At 71.0% G+C, this 13,710-nt stretch carries 12 protein-coding genes; 6 read left to right on the top strand and 6 right to left on the bottom strand.

Going from position 1 to position 13,710, the window contains the following annotated elements:
• Positions 1-151: 151 nt before the first annotated feature.
• Positions 152-1,873 carry an acyl-CoA dehydrogenase family protein gene (locus CG747_RS21600; RefSeq protein ID WP_100603442.1) on the bottom strand — a complete coding sequence of 574 codons (1,722 nt, stop codon included), beginning with the start codon at positions 1,871-1,873 and terminating at the stop codon, positions 152-154.
• 64 nt (positions 1,874-1,937) lie between these two features.
• Positions 1,938-2,495 carry a PadR family transcriptional regulator gene (locus CG747_RS21595; RefSeq protein WP_100603441.1) on the bottom strand — a complete coding sequence of 186 codons (558 nt, stop codon included), beginning with the start codon at positions 2,493-2,495 and terminating at the stop codon, positions 1,938-1,940.
• Positions 2,496-2,728: 233 nt separating this feature from the next.
• On the opposite strand from CG747_RS21595, the gene CG747_RS21590 reads away from it, so the two are divergent.
• The 3 genes from CG747_RS21590 to gntA all read left to right on the top strand — a co-directional run bounded on the left by CG747_RS21590 (position 2,729) and on the right by gntA (position 5,802).
• Positions 2,729-3,988 (top strand): phosphatidylserine decarboxylase family protein, encoded by a 1,260-nt coding sequence (locus tag CG747_RS21590; RefSeq protein WP_100603440.1) that lies wholly within the window; start codon positions 2,729-2,731, stop codon positions 3,986-3,988.
• A 165-nt stretch (positions 3,989-4,153) separates the two neighbouring features.
• The gene (locus tag CG747_RS21585; RefSeq protein ID WP_100603439.1) at positions 4,154-4,771 is read left to right on the top strand and encodes a TOPRIM nucleotidyl transferase/hydrolase domain-containing protein; all 618 of its coding nucleotides are present in this window, start codon (positions 4,154-4,156) and stop codon (positions 4,769-4,771) included.
• Positions 4,772-5,112: 341 nt separating this feature from the next.
• Positions 5,113-5,802, top strand: a complete 690-nt coding sequence (gene gntA, locus CG747_RS21580; protein WP_100603438.1) for a guanitoxin biosynthesis heme-dependent pre-guanitoxin N-hydroxylase GntA — start codon at positions 5,113-5,115, stop codon at positions 5,800-5,802.
• Between the two features lie 303 nt (positions 5,803-6,105).
• On the opposite strand, the gene CG747_RS21570 is transcribed toward gntA, so the two are convergent.
• Positions 6,106-6,957 carry a helix-turn-helix transcriptional regulator gene (locus tag CG747_RS21570; RefSeq protein WP_100603437.1) on the bottom strand — a complete coding sequence of 284 codons (852 nt, stop codon included), beginning with the start codon at positions 6,955-6,957 and terminating at the stop codon, positions 6,106-6,108.
• Between the two features lie 87 nt (positions 6,958-7,044).
• Here CG747_RS21570 and CG747_RS21565 point away from each other — a divergent pair, with 87 nt between their 5' ends.
• Both CG747_RS21565 and CG747_RS21560 read left to right on the top strand, forming a co-directional pair.
• Positions 7,045-7,863: an SDR family NAD(P)-dependent oxidoreductase gene (locus tag CG747_RS21565; RefSeq protein WP_100603436.1), complete on the top strand. Its 819-nt coding sequence runs from the start codon at positions 7,045-7,047 to the stop codon at positions 7,861-7,863.
• A gap of 487 nt (positions 7,864-8,350) precedes the next feature.
• Positions 8,351-8,791: a GNAT family N-acetyltransferase gene (locus CG747_RS21560; protein WP_100603435.1), complete on the top strand. Its 441-nt coding sequence runs from the start codon at positions 8,351-8,353 to the stop codon at positions 8,789-8,791.
• A 43-nt stretch (positions 8,792-8,834) separates the two neighbouring features.
• On the opposite strand, the gene CG747_RS21555 is transcribed toward CG747_RS21560, so the two are convergent.
• The 3 genes from CG747_RS21555 to ctaD all read right to left on the bottom strand — a co-directional run bounded on the left by CG747_RS21555 (position 8,835) and on the right by ctaD (position 11,595).
• A complete protein-coding gene (locus tag CG747_RS21555; protein WP_100603434.1) occupies positions 8,835-9,260 on the bottom strand; it encodes a hypothetical protein in 426 nt (141 codons plus the stop codon).
• A 219-nt stretch (positions 9,261-9,479) separates the two neighbouring features.
• Entirely contained in the window at positions 9,480-9,932 is a 453-nt protein-coding gene (locus tag CG747_RS21550) for a hypothetical protein (protein ID WP_100603433.1), read from the bottom strand.
• 13 nt (positions 9,933-9,945) lie between these two features.
• Entirely contained in the window at positions 9,946-11,595 is a 1,650-nt protein-coding gene (ctaD, locus tag CG747_RS21545) for a cytochrome c oxidase subunit I (protein WP_257980635.1), read from the bottom strand.
• Positions 11,596-12,008: 413 nt separating this feature from the next.
• Here ctaD and CG747_RS21540 point away from each other — a divergent pair, with 413 nt between their 5' ends.
• Positions 12,009-13,673, top strand: coding sequence for a GAF domain-containing sensor histidine kinase (locus CG747_RS21540; RefSeq protein ID WP_100603586.1), 1,665 nt, complete (start codon positions 12,009-12,011; stop codon positions 13,671-13,673).
• Positions 13,674-13,710: the final 37 nt, after the last annotated feature.

Genomic DNA, 13,710 nt, shown 5'->3' with positions numbered 1-13,710 from the left:
CCAGCAGGAATCGGGAATCCGGGAGGCGGACCGCCCGAAGAGCGCTACCTTACCCGCCCCCGCCGGAGCCGCTCGCCCGTTCCGATACCAGCGGCCGCAACCCGGGACCGGTATGCGGCCCCGGGTGGGTGAGCAGCTCCCAGGAGTGGTGTTACGGCGCCATCTCGTAGGCCCCGGACAGCGCCTCGACGCGCTGCCAGACGCGGGTGGAGCGGGCCTCGTCGACGACCGGGCGGCGGACCGCGCCCAGCGCCCAGCGCTGCTGGTCCTCGGTGGCGGAGTCCTTGCCGTGCAGTTCGACGGCGTGCGCGGAGAAGTCGCGGACGAGGACGGCGAACAGCTCGTCCAGGACGTCGGTTTCCAGGCCGGTCAGGTGCGCCTGCTCCAGGATCAGCTGGCCGTGCACGACCAGGGCGAAGAGCTGGCCGATGGCGAGGAGGAGGTCGAGGTCGCGGCTCTGCTCCTCGTCGGGGGCGGCGGTGGTGATGAACTCGCAGAGCGCGTCGGCCTGTTCGCGGAGGCGGGCGACGTTGGGCAGCTCGGCGTAGCGGTCGTAGGCGGTGCGCCAGTCGTGGAAGCGGATGGCGCCCAGGCCGCGGGCGGGCCCCTGCTGGAAGAGGAAGGCGTCGTCGGCCGCGTCGAGGCGGGTGGGCACCGGCGCGTACTCGGCGGGGTTGAGCAGGTGGTTGCCCATGAACTTCAGGATCAGGGCGAGGTTGACGTGAACCGTGCCCTCCAGCTTGGGCAGGCCGCGGATCTCGGTGGCCGCCTGGGCGAAGTAGGTGTCCTTCTCGAAGCCCTTGGCGGCGATCACGTCCCACATGAGGTCGATGACCTTCTCGCCCTCGGTGGTCACCTTCATCTTCGTCATGGGGTTGAAGAGCAGGTAGCGGCGGTCGTCGGGACCGGCGGAGCGGAAGTAGTCCACCGCGCGGTCGCTGAACAGCTTCATTCCGACGAGGCGGACGTAGGCGTCGGTCAGCTCGCGGCGCACGTGCGGGAAGGCGGTGACCGGGCGGCCGTAGAGGATGCGGTTCTGCGCGTGGGTGACCGCCTCGTACATGGCGTGTTCGCAGATGCCGATGGCGCCGGTGCAGAGGTTGAACTTGCCGACGTTGACGGTGTTGAGGGCGGCGTCGAAGGCGGCGCGGCCGGTGTGCAGGACGTCGTCGGGGCCGACCGGGTAGTCGTCGAGGCGGAACTCGCTGACGTACTTGGAGGAGTCGACGACGTTCTTCACCAGGTGGTAGGCCGGGTGGCGGCTGTCGGCGGCGAAGAAGACGTAGCCGTCCGGGCCCTCGATGTCGGTGCGGCGGCCGAAGACCGAGACCAGGCCGGCGGCGTTGCCGTTGCCGATGTAGTACTTGGCGCCGCTGGCCCGGAAGCCGCCGTCGCCGTCGGGCTCCAGCAGCATGTCGGTGGAGTAGATGTCGGCGCCGTGCGCCTTCTCGGAGAGGCCGAAGGCGAACACCTCGCCCTGGTCGAGGAGTTCGGCGGCGCGGGCGCGGGCGGTGGCGTTGTCGCTCTGCCAGACCGGGCCGAGTCCGAGGATGGTGACCTGCCAGGCGTACCAGTAGTCGAGCCCGTAGAAGCCGAAGATCTCGTTGAGGGCGGCGATCCGGGCGGTGTCCCAGCGCTTGTCCGGCTGCCCGTCCGCGGCGGAGGCGGGGGTGAGGAACGTCGCGAACAGCTTTTCCTTCGCGGCGAACGTGAGGAACTCCGTCAGCCAGGCACGGGAGCGGTAGTCCTCGATGAGCTGGCGCTTGCCGCGCGCCTCGAACCAGTCGACGGTGGCGCGCAGCAGTCGGCGGGTCTCGGCATCGAAGTGCGCCGGGTCGTAGGTGCGGGGGTTGAACAGCAGGGAATCCGCCATGGGGGGACGCCTTTCCGGGCTCGGGGTTTGGGGTGGGATGTGGGGCCGTGGCGCCCGCGCGGGGTCAGGGCGCGGGGCGGAGCCGGTGCAGGGTGGCGAGGACGTCGTCGAGCCAGGCGATCGTCATCCGCTCGTAGGCGATGCCGCCGCGCAGCACGACGTGCTGGAGCTCCTGCCCGGCGTCGAGCGGGGCGTCGGCCCCGGGCTCGGTGAAGTCGCGCCGCTCCCCCGCGAGGTAGTGGGCGAGCCGGTCGGCGTGTGTCCGGCGGTGCCGCTCGACCTCGCGGATCAGCGCGGCCGGGTCGTCGAAGGCCGCGCCGCGGATCTTGACGGCGAGGTCGTGCCGGACACTCTCGGGTTCGACCGGTTCGTGGAGCCACTGGGAGAGGGCGGCGCGGCCGGGGGCGGCGACGGAGTACTCCTTCTTGTCCGGCCGGCCCTGCTGCGGCACGTCGCGCACGTCGATCCAGCCGTCGTGCTCCATCCGTTTGAGCACGCGGTAGATCTGCTGGTGGGTGGCGGTCCAGAAGCAGCCGATGGACCGCTCGAAGCGCCGGGACAGCTCATAGCCGGAACCCGGTTTCTCCAGCAGGGAGACGAGGATCGCGTGTTCGAGCGCCATGCCCCGATCCTTCTATGCAACTCGTTGCATAGGCAAGCGGTGCCGCCCGGGTGAGACGCGGCTCACCCGGGCGACACCGTCGACCGGGCGGCCGACCCCCACCCCGGCGGACATGAGTCTGATTTGCCCATAATTACGACGTATCACCTGATCAGGCGATGTGGAGGAGTGGGGTGAGACGTAGGTTCGCGTTCACATTCCGGACAAGCCGCACGATCGGAAGGGCGCACTTCATGAGCGACGACATTCCGCAGGCCACGCTGGAGGCGCGGTACCGGCACTCCTTCGGTCGGCTGGCCGGCTATCTGCCGGAGAGCCGGGCCGCGGTCGACGAGTGGCAGGCCGGGCTCGTCCAGAAGGTCGCGGACTACGAAGAGCAATTCAGCCCTGCGGTCCAGGCATTGGCCGACCTGATCGAGCGGGACGGGACCGTCCGGCAGTACGTGACGGAGATGATCGAGCAGGTCCCGCCGACCCAGCGGAAAGTGGCCGATATCCCGCAGCTGCTGAACTGCCTCAACTACATCACCGGGACGGCTCCGGCGTACAACCCGGACAAGAGCAAGCGCATCGCCTTCCCGATGTCCGCCCTCTTCGTGCACATGATGGCGACGAAAGCCGGTGAGACCGCCTTCCGCCTCCAGCCGTTCAACAACGCGCTCAGGGCGATCCTCACGGAATGGTGCGGCTATCTGGACAGCCAGAAGAGCCGCTCGGTCCTCAACAGGAGCGATTCCGGCTGGCTTTCCCCGCCCGCCTGGAAAGAGTTCAACCTCGACGAATTCATCATTCCCAGGCCCGAGCAGCCCGACGGCGGCTTCGCGTCCTACAACGCCTTCTTCCACCGCGAGATCAAGGAGGCGTGCCGCCCGGTGGATCCGACGCCGGATGCCATTGTCTCGCCCAACGACGGCCAGGTATGGACGTACAAGCAGGTCACCTCGCCGAACGACCGGTTCTGGCTCAAGGCCCAGCCGTACTCGCTGACGGACATGGTGCAGGGGCGCGAGCGTGCCGAACCGTTCGTCGGGGGCCATGTGTTCCAGTCGTTCCTCTCGGGTGCCGACTATCACCGGTGGCGCTCACCGGTCAACGGCACCGTCACAGACATGAAACTCGTCCCCGGGCTGATGTTCAGCGAGACCGTCGTACCGGACAAGGACGCGGGTGTCCTGTCCCAGGGATACGAGGCATCGGTCAACACCCGCGGACTGGTCTTCATCGACAGCGAATTCGGCAAGAAGGTCTGCGTCATGCCCATCGGGATCACGGAGATCTCCTCGGTCGTTCTCCGGACCGATCTCATCGGGGAGACCGTCCGCAAGGGCGATGAGCTGGGCATGTTCAGTTACGGCGGTTCCAGCATGTGCGTACTCTTCGAGAAGGGCCTGATCAAGGAATTCACCGTGCCGAACAACGACCCGATCGAGCACCCCTGGGGCGGGAAACCGATCCGGGTCAATGCCCGGATCGCGAGGGCGAACATGCCGTGAGGACCCGTACCGCCCGCCACGCACGCCAGGCAGGCGGGACTCCAACGCCCCGGCTGCGCGGCCGCGTTCGCGCCTCGGGCCCGACCGCCCACCGCCGCTCGCCGCACCATCGATAATTCCCTAATTCCCTGGTGCGGTCGCTCGGAACGGTGAAGACTCGTCCTCATGGCTGATATGCAGGCGTTCCGGGAGGCGGTCACCGCGTGGGCGGCCGGCGGCCCCGACGACTCGGCGCGCGAGCTGGCCGTGCGGCTGTCCGTCCGGGCAGTCGTCCTGCTCGAAGGACTGAGCGACGCCGCGGCGGTCGACGCGCTGGCCGCGAACCGCGGCCGGGACCTGGCGGCCGAAGGAGTCTGCGTCCTGCCGATGGGGGGTGCGATGAACGTCGGGCGCTTCGCCCGCGTCCTCGGGCCGACCGGCCTGGGCCTCCGCCTCACGGGACTGTGCGACGAGGCGGAGCGTCCCTACTACGCCCGTGCCTGGGAACGGGCCGACGCGGCACCGCAAGGGTTCTTCGTCTGCGCGGCGGATCTGGAGGACGAGCTCATCCGCGCCCTCGGCGTGACCCGGGTACAGGAGCTCGTCGGGGCGGAGGGCGATCTGCGCGCCCTGCGGACCTTCCTGCATCAGCCCGCACAGCGGGATCGCACCTCGCAGCAGCAGTTGCGGCGCTTCCTCGGCACCAAGAAAGGGCGCAAGATCCACTACGGCCGCGCCCTCGTCGAGGCCCTCGACCCCGACCGCGTCCCGGCCCCGCTCGACGGCCTGCTCACCAGCCTCTGACCGCCGGGCGACGCCCGGGACGGTCCTCGCCGCCCTCGCCAGGGCGCCGGCACCCTGGCGACGGTGCCGTCCGCCACCCGGATCGTCGGGCGAATGCCCGTGTTCGTCTGGCAATGTTCGGCATTCGTCGTGACCAAGTCGCGGAAGGGATTTCGCCGAGCGGCCCTCGCCAGTCACAATCACCCAGCGACCTTCCCCGTTCCCCGTTGACCGGGTCCGGTCCCGCGGCGGCGACGCCCGCCTCGGTACCGGTTCCGGCCGGTGTGGGGTGGGCGCTTTGGGATGCGTGAAGGAGATGATCTCCCGTTCGAGGAGGCATGTTGGTGGAAGGAAGGCTGGCCATGACGTCGGATGCGCGTGTGCAGGTCGAGCAGTTCATCCTGGGCGACCGGTTCGCCTGCCTGGCGGGACGCTCCGCCTGGCGCCAGGGCGGCATCACACACCGGCACTATGACCTGCTGGGGGGCGCCGAATCGGCTCGGCTGATGGCGCTCGACCTTGCGGAGTTCGTGAACGGGGCGAACTGGAGCGCCCGCTCGTTCACCAGCTTCATCGCGACCTTCGAGCGACCGAGGGGAGTGGATGAGCTGCGGTTCGAGGAGCTGCTGTGGCAGCATCTGCAACTGCTGCACGAAACGGACGCCGATACCCATCGCTGGGCCGATGGCTATACGTCGGATCCGCAGGCCAAGGAGTTCGCCTACAGCGTCGCCGGCCATCCGTTCTTCGTGATCGGCCTGCACGAGACCCACCGCCGGTGGGGTCGCCGTCCTCCCTTCCCCATGCTGGCCTTCAACTCCCACGAGCAGTTCGACCGGATCAAGGGCGCCGGTATGTGGGACCGACTGGCGGACAAGATACGCAAGCAGGACATCAAGCTGCAGGGCGACATCAACCCCAACCTGACGGAGTACGAGGAACTCTCCGAGGCCCGCCGCTACTCCGGCCGCCCCAAGCCCGCCGACTGGCAGTGCCCCTTCGCCGCCCGCGAGACCGAGCGGGAGCGGGAACTGACCCCGTCGGGCGCCTAGCCCCGCGTAGGGGCGGCCCGGGTACCCGCCGGGCCGCCCCTACGCACCCCGAAGGGAACGCCCTCTGGGCTGTCCGGAGACTGCTCGGCAGTGGGAAATCCGCCTGTCGCGCTGCCACCCCACGAATCGTCCATCGGTCGGTGCCGAGCCGGCGGCGGCGCGCGAGAGCGCGCAGCGACCGTTCGACTGGTTGGTCGAGATCTTCGAAGACCGAGCCCCAGGCGTCCTACGACTTCGGTGAGGGTGGACGGCTCGCTCCTCACCGCCTGCCATGCGGCCGTCGTCGAGGGGAGCGGCCCTCACTCAAGTGATCACGTCCATGCGCTGGGTACCGATGACGGACAGCAGTCGTAGTGCCTCCTCGGACGGTGAGCCGGGAGTGGCGGTGTAGATCACGACCTGCTGGTCCCGGTCGCTGATGTCGAGGACGTCGCAGGCGACGGTGACCGAGCCGACCAGCGGGTGCTGGAAGGTCTTGCACAGGGTGGTTTCGGCGCACACGTCGTGCGAGTCCCACAGTCTGGCGAAGTCGTCGCTGCCGGTGCGGAGTTCATCCACCAGCTCGGTCACCTCGGGGTCGTCGGGGTAACGGGCGGCGGTGGCGCGCAGGTTCCGGGCGCAGGTGCGGGCGAAGGCGTCCGCGTCGGACACCCCGTACAACCGGCGCCCCTCCTTGCGCGGCCCGAGGAAGGCGCGCCGTACGAGATTGCGGTCGCGCCGCGTCAGGGCGGAGAAGTCCTCCATGAGGGCGGCCGCCAGATCGTTCCAGGCGAGCACCTCGTACGTCGCGGACGTGACGATCGCGGCGGCCTGCGGCAGCCGTTGCAGCAGGTCGAGGATGCTCTGCCGCACCTCGCGCGACGGCCCGGGCAACGGGCCCGGCGGTGTGCCCGCGAGGTGGTGGAGGTGGTCCCGCTCGGCGTCCGAGAGGCGCAGGGCCCGGGCCAGTCCGGCCAGCACCTCGCGCGAGGGGCGCGGACCGCGGGCCTGTTCGAGACGCGTGTAGTACTCGGTGGAGATGAACGCCAGTTGCGCCGCCTCCTCGCGGCGCAGTCCCGGCGTGCGGCGCCGCGGTCCGACGGGCAACCCCACGGCGGCGGGGCCGATCCGCTCCCGCCTGCTGCGCAGGAAGGCCGCCAGTTCTCGTCTGTCCATGGGCCCAGTGTGCGCGGCGCCCGGGAGGCTATCCAGACACTGCTGGTGCCTGGATGAGCCCGGCGCCACCGGCGCAGGCTCGTCGCCATGACCAACACACCCGACACACCCACGACACCCACCACGGACACCTCCGGCCCCGCCGCCCCGGGCCTGCTGGCCGACAAGGTCGCCTTCGTCACCGGTGCCGGGCGCGGTATCGGCGCCGCCGCGGCGCGGCTGTTCGCCCGGGAGGGCGCCCGGGTGCTGCTCGCGGCCCGGACGGAGGCACAGCTGAAGGCGGTGACGGAAGAGGTCCGGGCGGCCGGCGGTGTCGCGGACTACGTGGTGTGCGACCTGGCCGACCCGGCCGGTGTGCGCGCCGCCGTGCGCCGTGCCGTGGACCTGCACGGCCGACTCGACATCGCCTTCAACAACGGGGCGGCCATCCAACGGCCCGGCCCCATGGACCAGCTGCCGGAGGCCGACTTCGACCATGTCTACGCCGTGAACCTCAAAGGCCCGTGGCTGGCCATGGTCGCCGAGGTCGAAGCGATCCGGGCCACCGCCGGGACGGGTGCCATCGTCAACAACTCCTCCGTCGGCAGCCTGATGGGCAACCCCGAGCTGCCCGCCTACGGGGCGATGAAGCGAGGCGTCAACAGCCTCACCGAGTCGGCTGCCGTCACCTACGGCCCGGAGGGCATCCGCGTCAACGCGATCGCCCCCGGCCTCACGCTGACCGAGATGGTCCGTGCCTGGGAAGCGGACTCCCCCGGTGTCACCGAGCACCTCACGGCGCACACCCCACTGCGCCGCGCGGCCGACCCCGACGAGATCGCCCAGGCCGCCGCCTGGCTGCTCAGCGACCGCGCCTCCTACGTGACCGGGACGGTCCTGCGGGTGGACGGCGGCACAAGGGCCTGAGTCGGCGGAGCCGCCCCCTCGTCGGTGGGTATCGCGCGGGATGCGAGGATCGTCGGTCGGCACCGATGGCCGTTGCCGCCCGGGGCCGAGGTTTCCGACCCGAGGATCCGCCCCGGCGATCCGGCCCGACGAGAGGACTGCGCGCCCGTGAATGCCCTTCATGGCACCGGCACGATGAACGGCGCGGCGGCGGCGGTCGCTGGCCGGCGAATCGCTCCGCCGGTCTGGTGCCCACCTCCTCTACATCGCCGGTGAACTCGCCAAGGTGGCCGGTCTGCTCGCCCTCGGCATCACGGTGCTGGGGTCGGTCGTCTGAGGCATCCGGCCCCACCGGCGAGCGACGAGCGGCCGGCTCATGACGTCCGCGCCGCCCGGGGAGGGCCGCCGTCGCACGGTCCGCGGCCCGCACCACACCGGTCGGTCGCTGTCTCCCTCCCTGCCGCCAAACGCAGTTGACCAACGAGGGCATCCGGGATTTCCTTCGGCCATGTCCGATCTTCGTCTCGCCCAGCCGGTCACCGAGGCCGAACTCGCCGACTGGCAGTACGTCCACAACACGATCATCCCCACCCACGTCCTGTCCCTGGAGGACGTGCGGGAACGGTCTCTGCGGCATCACCTGGAGGTCGCCTACCTCGGCGACGAACTCGTGGGGTGCAGTACCGTGCGCCCGCCGGCCGACGACACCGGGACGGCCACCGTGATCGCCCGGGTGCTCCCCGCCCACCGCGGGCGCGGGTTCGGGACGGAGCTCTATGCGCGGGGCCTGGACCGGGCGCGGGAGCTGGGTGCCCGGGTCGTCGAGACCGTGGTGCTGGCGTCGAACGAGGACGGCCTGCGGTTCGCGCGGCAGCGCGGGTTCGTCGAGATCGAGCGCTACCTGCTGCCGGGGGACACCATCCACTGGATCGACCTGCGGCTGAGCTGACCACGGCCCACAACGCCACCGGCCGCGGCGCGCCACAGGGCCGCTACCGGCCCCCCGCGCCGCGGCGCTCGACGGCGGCCGGGCCACTGGGGCGGCCCGGCCAGCTCGCCCAGCGCAGTGCTCCGGCCTCCTCCGGCGGCAGCAGGCCCGCGCCGATCAGCGCCGCCCGCCCCGCCTGTGCTCCGGCTATCCGGTATCCGAGTTCGCACGAATCCACCTCGTGGAACGTGCCGTCGGTGATCAGCACCGCCGCGTCGACCCCGGCGAGCCCCTCCAGCAGCCCGGTCCGCAGCGCCGGCAGGTACTCCCGGGGCAGGCGCGCCTGCGGCACCGCGCTGAGCAGTTCCAACCCGCCGTCGGCCCCGGGTGGTTCGAAGTGCGCCACGATGTGCGCGTAGGGCCCGCAGGCGCCGACATTCAGCCGCACGCGGACAGACACGTCGGGCACGGGAACGGGGAGTCCGGTCATGTCCCTCACGGTACGCGCGCCCACTGACAGCGGTGGGCCCCGTCGGCGCCGGGAGCTCTCCGGTGCCGACGGAGCCCGGCGACTCGGCGGTCGGCGCGGCGCATCGGGTGCGCGCCGCCGCACTGCTCTTACGGGCCGCGCGGTCACTATCGGCGGCGCACGGCGGCGCCATACCCACCTGCCTCGCCCACCACGCTCACCTCACTCGACTCACCCGCCTCACCTGCCTGCCATCACCCCGACCAGCGCCACCGCCACCGCTCCTGCGGCCACGGCGTAACCGGGCAGGAACCAGCAGAGGAAGGCCCGTGTCGGGCGGGACCACGGCGACCGCCGGCGAGCGGGGGGCCGCAGCCGCAGTGCGGCCCAGGCCCGGCGGGTGGCGTGCTCCTCGTGGCCGCGGCAGGCGCGGGCCAGAGTGGCGAGCAGCAGGGCGGCGCCGGTGCCGAAGGCGGTGACGGCGCCGAGCGTGGTCCAGGAGGCGGCCGCCAGCAGCAGCGGCGCCGACAGCGCGATCGTCGCCCACGCGGTCAGGCAGGCGGCGGCCGCGAGCCGTCGGGACGTGGGGCGGTCGGCCCCGGCGCGCAGGTCGGCCGCCGCGGGCAGGTACCAGACGCAGCCGGAGGCGCTGAGGGCGGTGGCCCCGAGGGCGAGGACGGCGGGAGACAGCATGACCGCTCCTTCCTCAGTGGCCGGCCGTGGCGCGGCCCGCGGCGAGGGCGTCGACGGTGGGGTGGTGCAGGTCGAAGGCGGGCGATTCGCTGCGGATCCGGGGCAGCGAGGTGAAGTTGTGGCGCGGCGGCGGGCAGGCGGTGACCCATTCCAGGGAGCGGCCGTAGCCCCAGGGGTCGTCGCAGCCGACCTCGGTGCCGTATTTGGCGGTCTTCCAGACGTTGTAGAAGAACGGGAGGAAGGACAGACCGAGGAGGAAGGAGCCGAGGGTGGAGAGGGTGTTGAGGGTGGTGAAGCCGTCGGCGGCGAGGTAGTCCGCGTACCGGCGGGGCATCCCGGCGGCGCCGAGCCAGTGCTGGACGAGGAAGGTGAGGTTGAAGCCCACGGTGAGCGTCCAGAAGGTGATCTTGCCGAGGCGTTCGTCGAGCATTTTGCCGGTGAACTTGGGCCACCAGAAGTGGAAGCCGGCGAACATCGCGTAGACCACGGTGCCGAACAGCGTGTAGTGGAAGTGCGCGACGACGAAGTACGTGTCGGAGACGTGGAAGTCCAGCGGTGGTGAGGCCAGGATGACGCCGGTCAGGCCGCCGAAGACGAAGGTGACCAGGAAGCCGGTGGCCCACAGCATCGGGGTTTCGAAGGACAGCGAGCCGCGCCACATGGTGCCGATCCAGTTGAAGAACTTCACCCCGGTGGGCACGGCGATCAGGAACGTCATGAAGGAGAAGAACGGCAGCAGCACGCCGCCGGTGACGTACATGTGGTGCGCCCAGACCGTCACGGAGAGGCCGGCGATCGAGATGGTCGCGGCGATCAGGCCGATGTAGCCGAACATCGGTTTGCGGGCGAAGACCGGGATGACCTCGGAGACGATGCCGAAGAACGGCAGGGCGAGGACGTAGACCTCGGGGTGGCCGAAGAACCAGAAGAGGTGCTGCCACAGCAGGGCGCCCCCGTTGGCCGCGTCGAAGATGTGGGAGCCGAACTTGCGGTCCATCTCCAGGGCGAGCAGCGCGGCGGCGAAGACCGGGAAGACCATCAGGATCAGCACGGCGGTCAGCAGCACGTTCCAGGTGAAGATGGGCATCCGGAACATCGTCAGGCCGGGGGCGCGCATGCAGATGATGGTGGTGATGAAGTTGACCGCGCCCAGGATGGAGCCGAATCCGGAGAGCGCCACACCCATGATCCACATGTCGGCTCCCACGCCGGGCGAGTGGACTGCGTCGGACAGCGGCGCATAGGCGAACCAGCCGAAGTCCGCGGCGCCCTGCGGGGTGAGGAAGCCGGCCGCGGCGATCAGCGAGCCGAACAGGAACAGCCAGAAGGCGAGCATGTTCAGGCGGGGGAACGCCACGTCGGGGGCGCCGATCTGCAGCGGCATCAGCCAGTTGGCGAAGCCGGTGAACAGCGGCATGGCGAAGAGCAGCAGCATCACCGAGCCGTGCATGGTGAACGCCTGGTTGAACTGCTCGTTGGAGAGGATCTGGGTGCCCGGTCGGGCCAGTTCGGCGCGCATCAGCAGGGCCATCAGGCCGCCGACCAGGAAGAAGACGAACGCCGAGACGAGGTAGAGCGTCCCGATCTGCTTGTGGTCGGTGGTCGTCAGCCACTCCACCACCTTGTGCCGGCGTGGCGGCCGGGCCGTGGCCCGGCCGCGCACCGGTTCCCTGACCGCCGTTGTGCTGACTTCCCAACCATCCACGGTGCTGTGTCCTCCACCTCGGAAACGTGAATCGGGCCGGGAAGCGGCCAGGACCGGGAAGAGCCATCGGCACGGGGAGACCGGCCCTTCCCGGCAGACACATCGTCGGTCGGCGGCCATCGCGGCCCCCAGGGCCGAACTGCCCTCCCCCGGACCGCGACCGGCCCTCCGTACGGGGACGGCCGGCCCCGTGGCACGTCCCGCCGGATGGCCGGTCGGCACCGGTGCCCGTCGGCACCCCCGCGATGATCACGTACGCTGCCGAGCAGACGTACGGGATCTTTGGGAGCAGCACGGTCATGTCCGAATCGCAGCAGTACGCACCGGCCGCGAGCGGTCCGCACGGGCCGCAGCTCCACGAGCCGGACCGGGTGCGCGCCCTGCTCGACGCGGTGATGAGCCTGGGGCGGGGGCTCGAACTCCCGCAGGTGCTCAGGGGCATCGTGGAGGCGGCGGTCACCCTCACCGACGCGGAATACGGGGCGCTGGGGGTGGTCGGCGACGGGCAGTTGTCGCAGTTCCTGCCCGTCGGGATGTCCGACGAGCTGATCGGATCGATCGGCCGGACGCCGTGCGGCCACGGCATCCTCGGGGAACTGATCCGCAACCCCGCGCCGCTGCGGCTCACCGACCTCACCAGTCATCCGCACAGCTATGGCTTTCCGGCCAACCATCCCCCGATGCGGACCTTCCTCGGGGTACCGGTCCGGGTCCGCGACGAAGTGTTCGGCAATCTCTACCTCACCGAGAAGCGGGGCGGCGGCTCGTTCGACGCGGACGACGAGGCGGTGCTGACCACGCTGTCCACCGCGGCGGGGGTGGCGATCGACAACGCCCGCATGTACCACGAGAGCCGCCGCCGGGAGCGGTGGCTGGAGGCGCTGGGCGAGATCACCCGCAGCCTGCTGTCCGGGACCGACGCGGACGAGGTGCTGCGGCTGATCGCCGAGCGGGCGCGGGAGGTCGCCGGGGCGGACTGTGCGGCGGTCCTGCTGCCGGCGGCCCCGTCCGCGGACCAGCTGACGGTGGCGGTGGCGTGCGGTACGGGCGCGAGCCGGATCACCGGGTTGCGGGTGCCGGCCGACGGTTCGCTGCCCGGGATGGCCGTGCGCAGCGGTCGTCCGGTGGTCAGCGCCGATCTGCGGGCCGACCCGCGGGCCTACCCGCTCGGGCCGGGCACCGGGACCGGGACCGCGGAGGCGTTGAACGGGGCAGCGCTGGACGGGGAGTCCGGGGAGCCCGGCGAGGTGTACGGGCCGGCGGTCGCCGTGCCGCTCCAGGTGGACACCGGCTGCGGTGCGCTGCGGCTGAGCCGCCTGGCCGGGCGGCCCGCCTTCGACGACGCCGAGGTCAGGCTGATATCGGGCTTCGCCGACCAGGCCGTGATCGCCCTGGAACTCGCCCGCCGGCGGGCCGAGTCGGAGGAGCTGACGGTCCTCCACGACCGCGACCGGATCGCCCGGGACCTGCACGACCTCGCCATCCAGCGGCTGTTCGCCACCGGCATCACGCTGCAGAGTGCGACCCGGTTGATCGAACGGCCGGAGGCCGCCGAGCGGGTCGGCCGCGCGGTCAACGACCTGGACACCACCATCAAGATCATCCGGTCCACCATCTTCGGACTGCGCACCACCGGGGACGGCAAGGACGGCCGCGGTCTGCGCCGGGACCTCACCGAGACCGTGCGGCGGGCGGGTGGTCCCCTCGGTTTCACCCCGGCGCTGCGGATCGACGGCCCGGTGGACGCGGCGGTGCCCGACGATCTGGCGCAGCACCTCGTGGCGGTGACCGCCGAGGCCCTCAGCAACGCCGCCCGGCACGCCTGCGCCCGCCGGCTGGACGTGGCGCTGTCGGTGACCGCGGACGCGGTGACGCTGGCGGTGACGGACGACGGGGTGGGCGTCGGGGCCGCACCGCACACCGGGGGCCTGGCGAACATGCGGGCCCGGGCGGAGATGCACGGCGGACGACTGGCCGTCGAGACACCGGAGGACGGCGGCACCCGCATCGTCTGGTGCGTCCCGCTGTCCGACTGACCCGGTCCGGTCCGGTGACAGGGGCCACCGGGCCCGG

The sequence above is a fragment of the Streptomyces sp. CB02959 genome, from assembly GCF_002803155.1.
In the GTDB taxonomy this organism is placed as follows: domain Bacteria; phylum Actinomycetota; class Actinomycetes; order Streptomycetales; family Streptomycetaceae; genus Streptomyces.
The sequence above is the reverse complement of the archived record's forward strand: the minus strand, read 5'-3'. Positions and strand labels throughout refer to the sequence as shown.

What these genes read in the sequence shown, in the direction of transcription:
- CG747_RS21570 (WP_100603437.1), bottom strand. Translation starts at nt 6,957, where the DNA reads ATGGACAGACGAGAACTGGCGGCCTTCCTGCGCAGCAGGCGGGAGCGG.
- CG747_RS21555 (WP_100603434.1), bottom strand. Translation starts at nt 9,260, where the DNA reads ATGACCGGACTCCCCGTTCCCGTGCCCGACGTGTCTGTCCGCGTGCGG.
- CG747_RS21550 (WP_100603433.1), bottom strand. Translation starts at nt 9,932, where the DNA reads ATGCTGTCTCCCGCCGTCCTCGCCCTCGGGGCCACCGCCCTCAGCGCC.
- CG747_RS21590 (WP_100603440.1), top strand. Translation starts at nt 2,729, where the DNA reads ATGAGCGACGACATTCCGCAGGCCACGCTGGAGGCGCGGTACCGGCAC.
- CG747_RS21565 (WP_100603436.1), top strand. Translation starts at nt 7,045, where the DNA reads ATGACCAACACACCCGACACACCCACGACACCCACCACGGACACCTCC.
- CG747_RS21600 (WP_100603442.1), bottom strand. Translation starts at nt 1,873, where the DNA reads ATGGCGGATTCCCTGCTGTTCAACCCCCGCACCTACGACCCGGCGCAC.
- gntA (WP_100603438.1), top strand. Translation starts at nt 5,113, where the DNA reads ATGACGTCGGATGCGCGTGTGCAGGTCGAGCAGTTCATCCTGGGCGAC.
- CG747_RS21595 (WP_100603441.1), bottom strand. Translation starts at nt 2,495, where the DNA reads ATGGCGCTCGAACACGCGATCCTCGTCTCCCTGCTGGAGAAACCGGGT.
- CG747_RS21560 (WP_100603435.1), top strand. Translation starts at nt 8,351, where the DNA reads ATGTCCGATCTTCGTCTCGCCCAGCCGGTCACCGAGGCCGAACTCGCC.
- CG747_RS21585 (WP_100603439.1), top strand. Translation starts at nt 4,154, where the DNA reads ATGGCTGATATGCAGGCGTTCCGGGAGGCGGTCACCGCGTGGGCGGCC.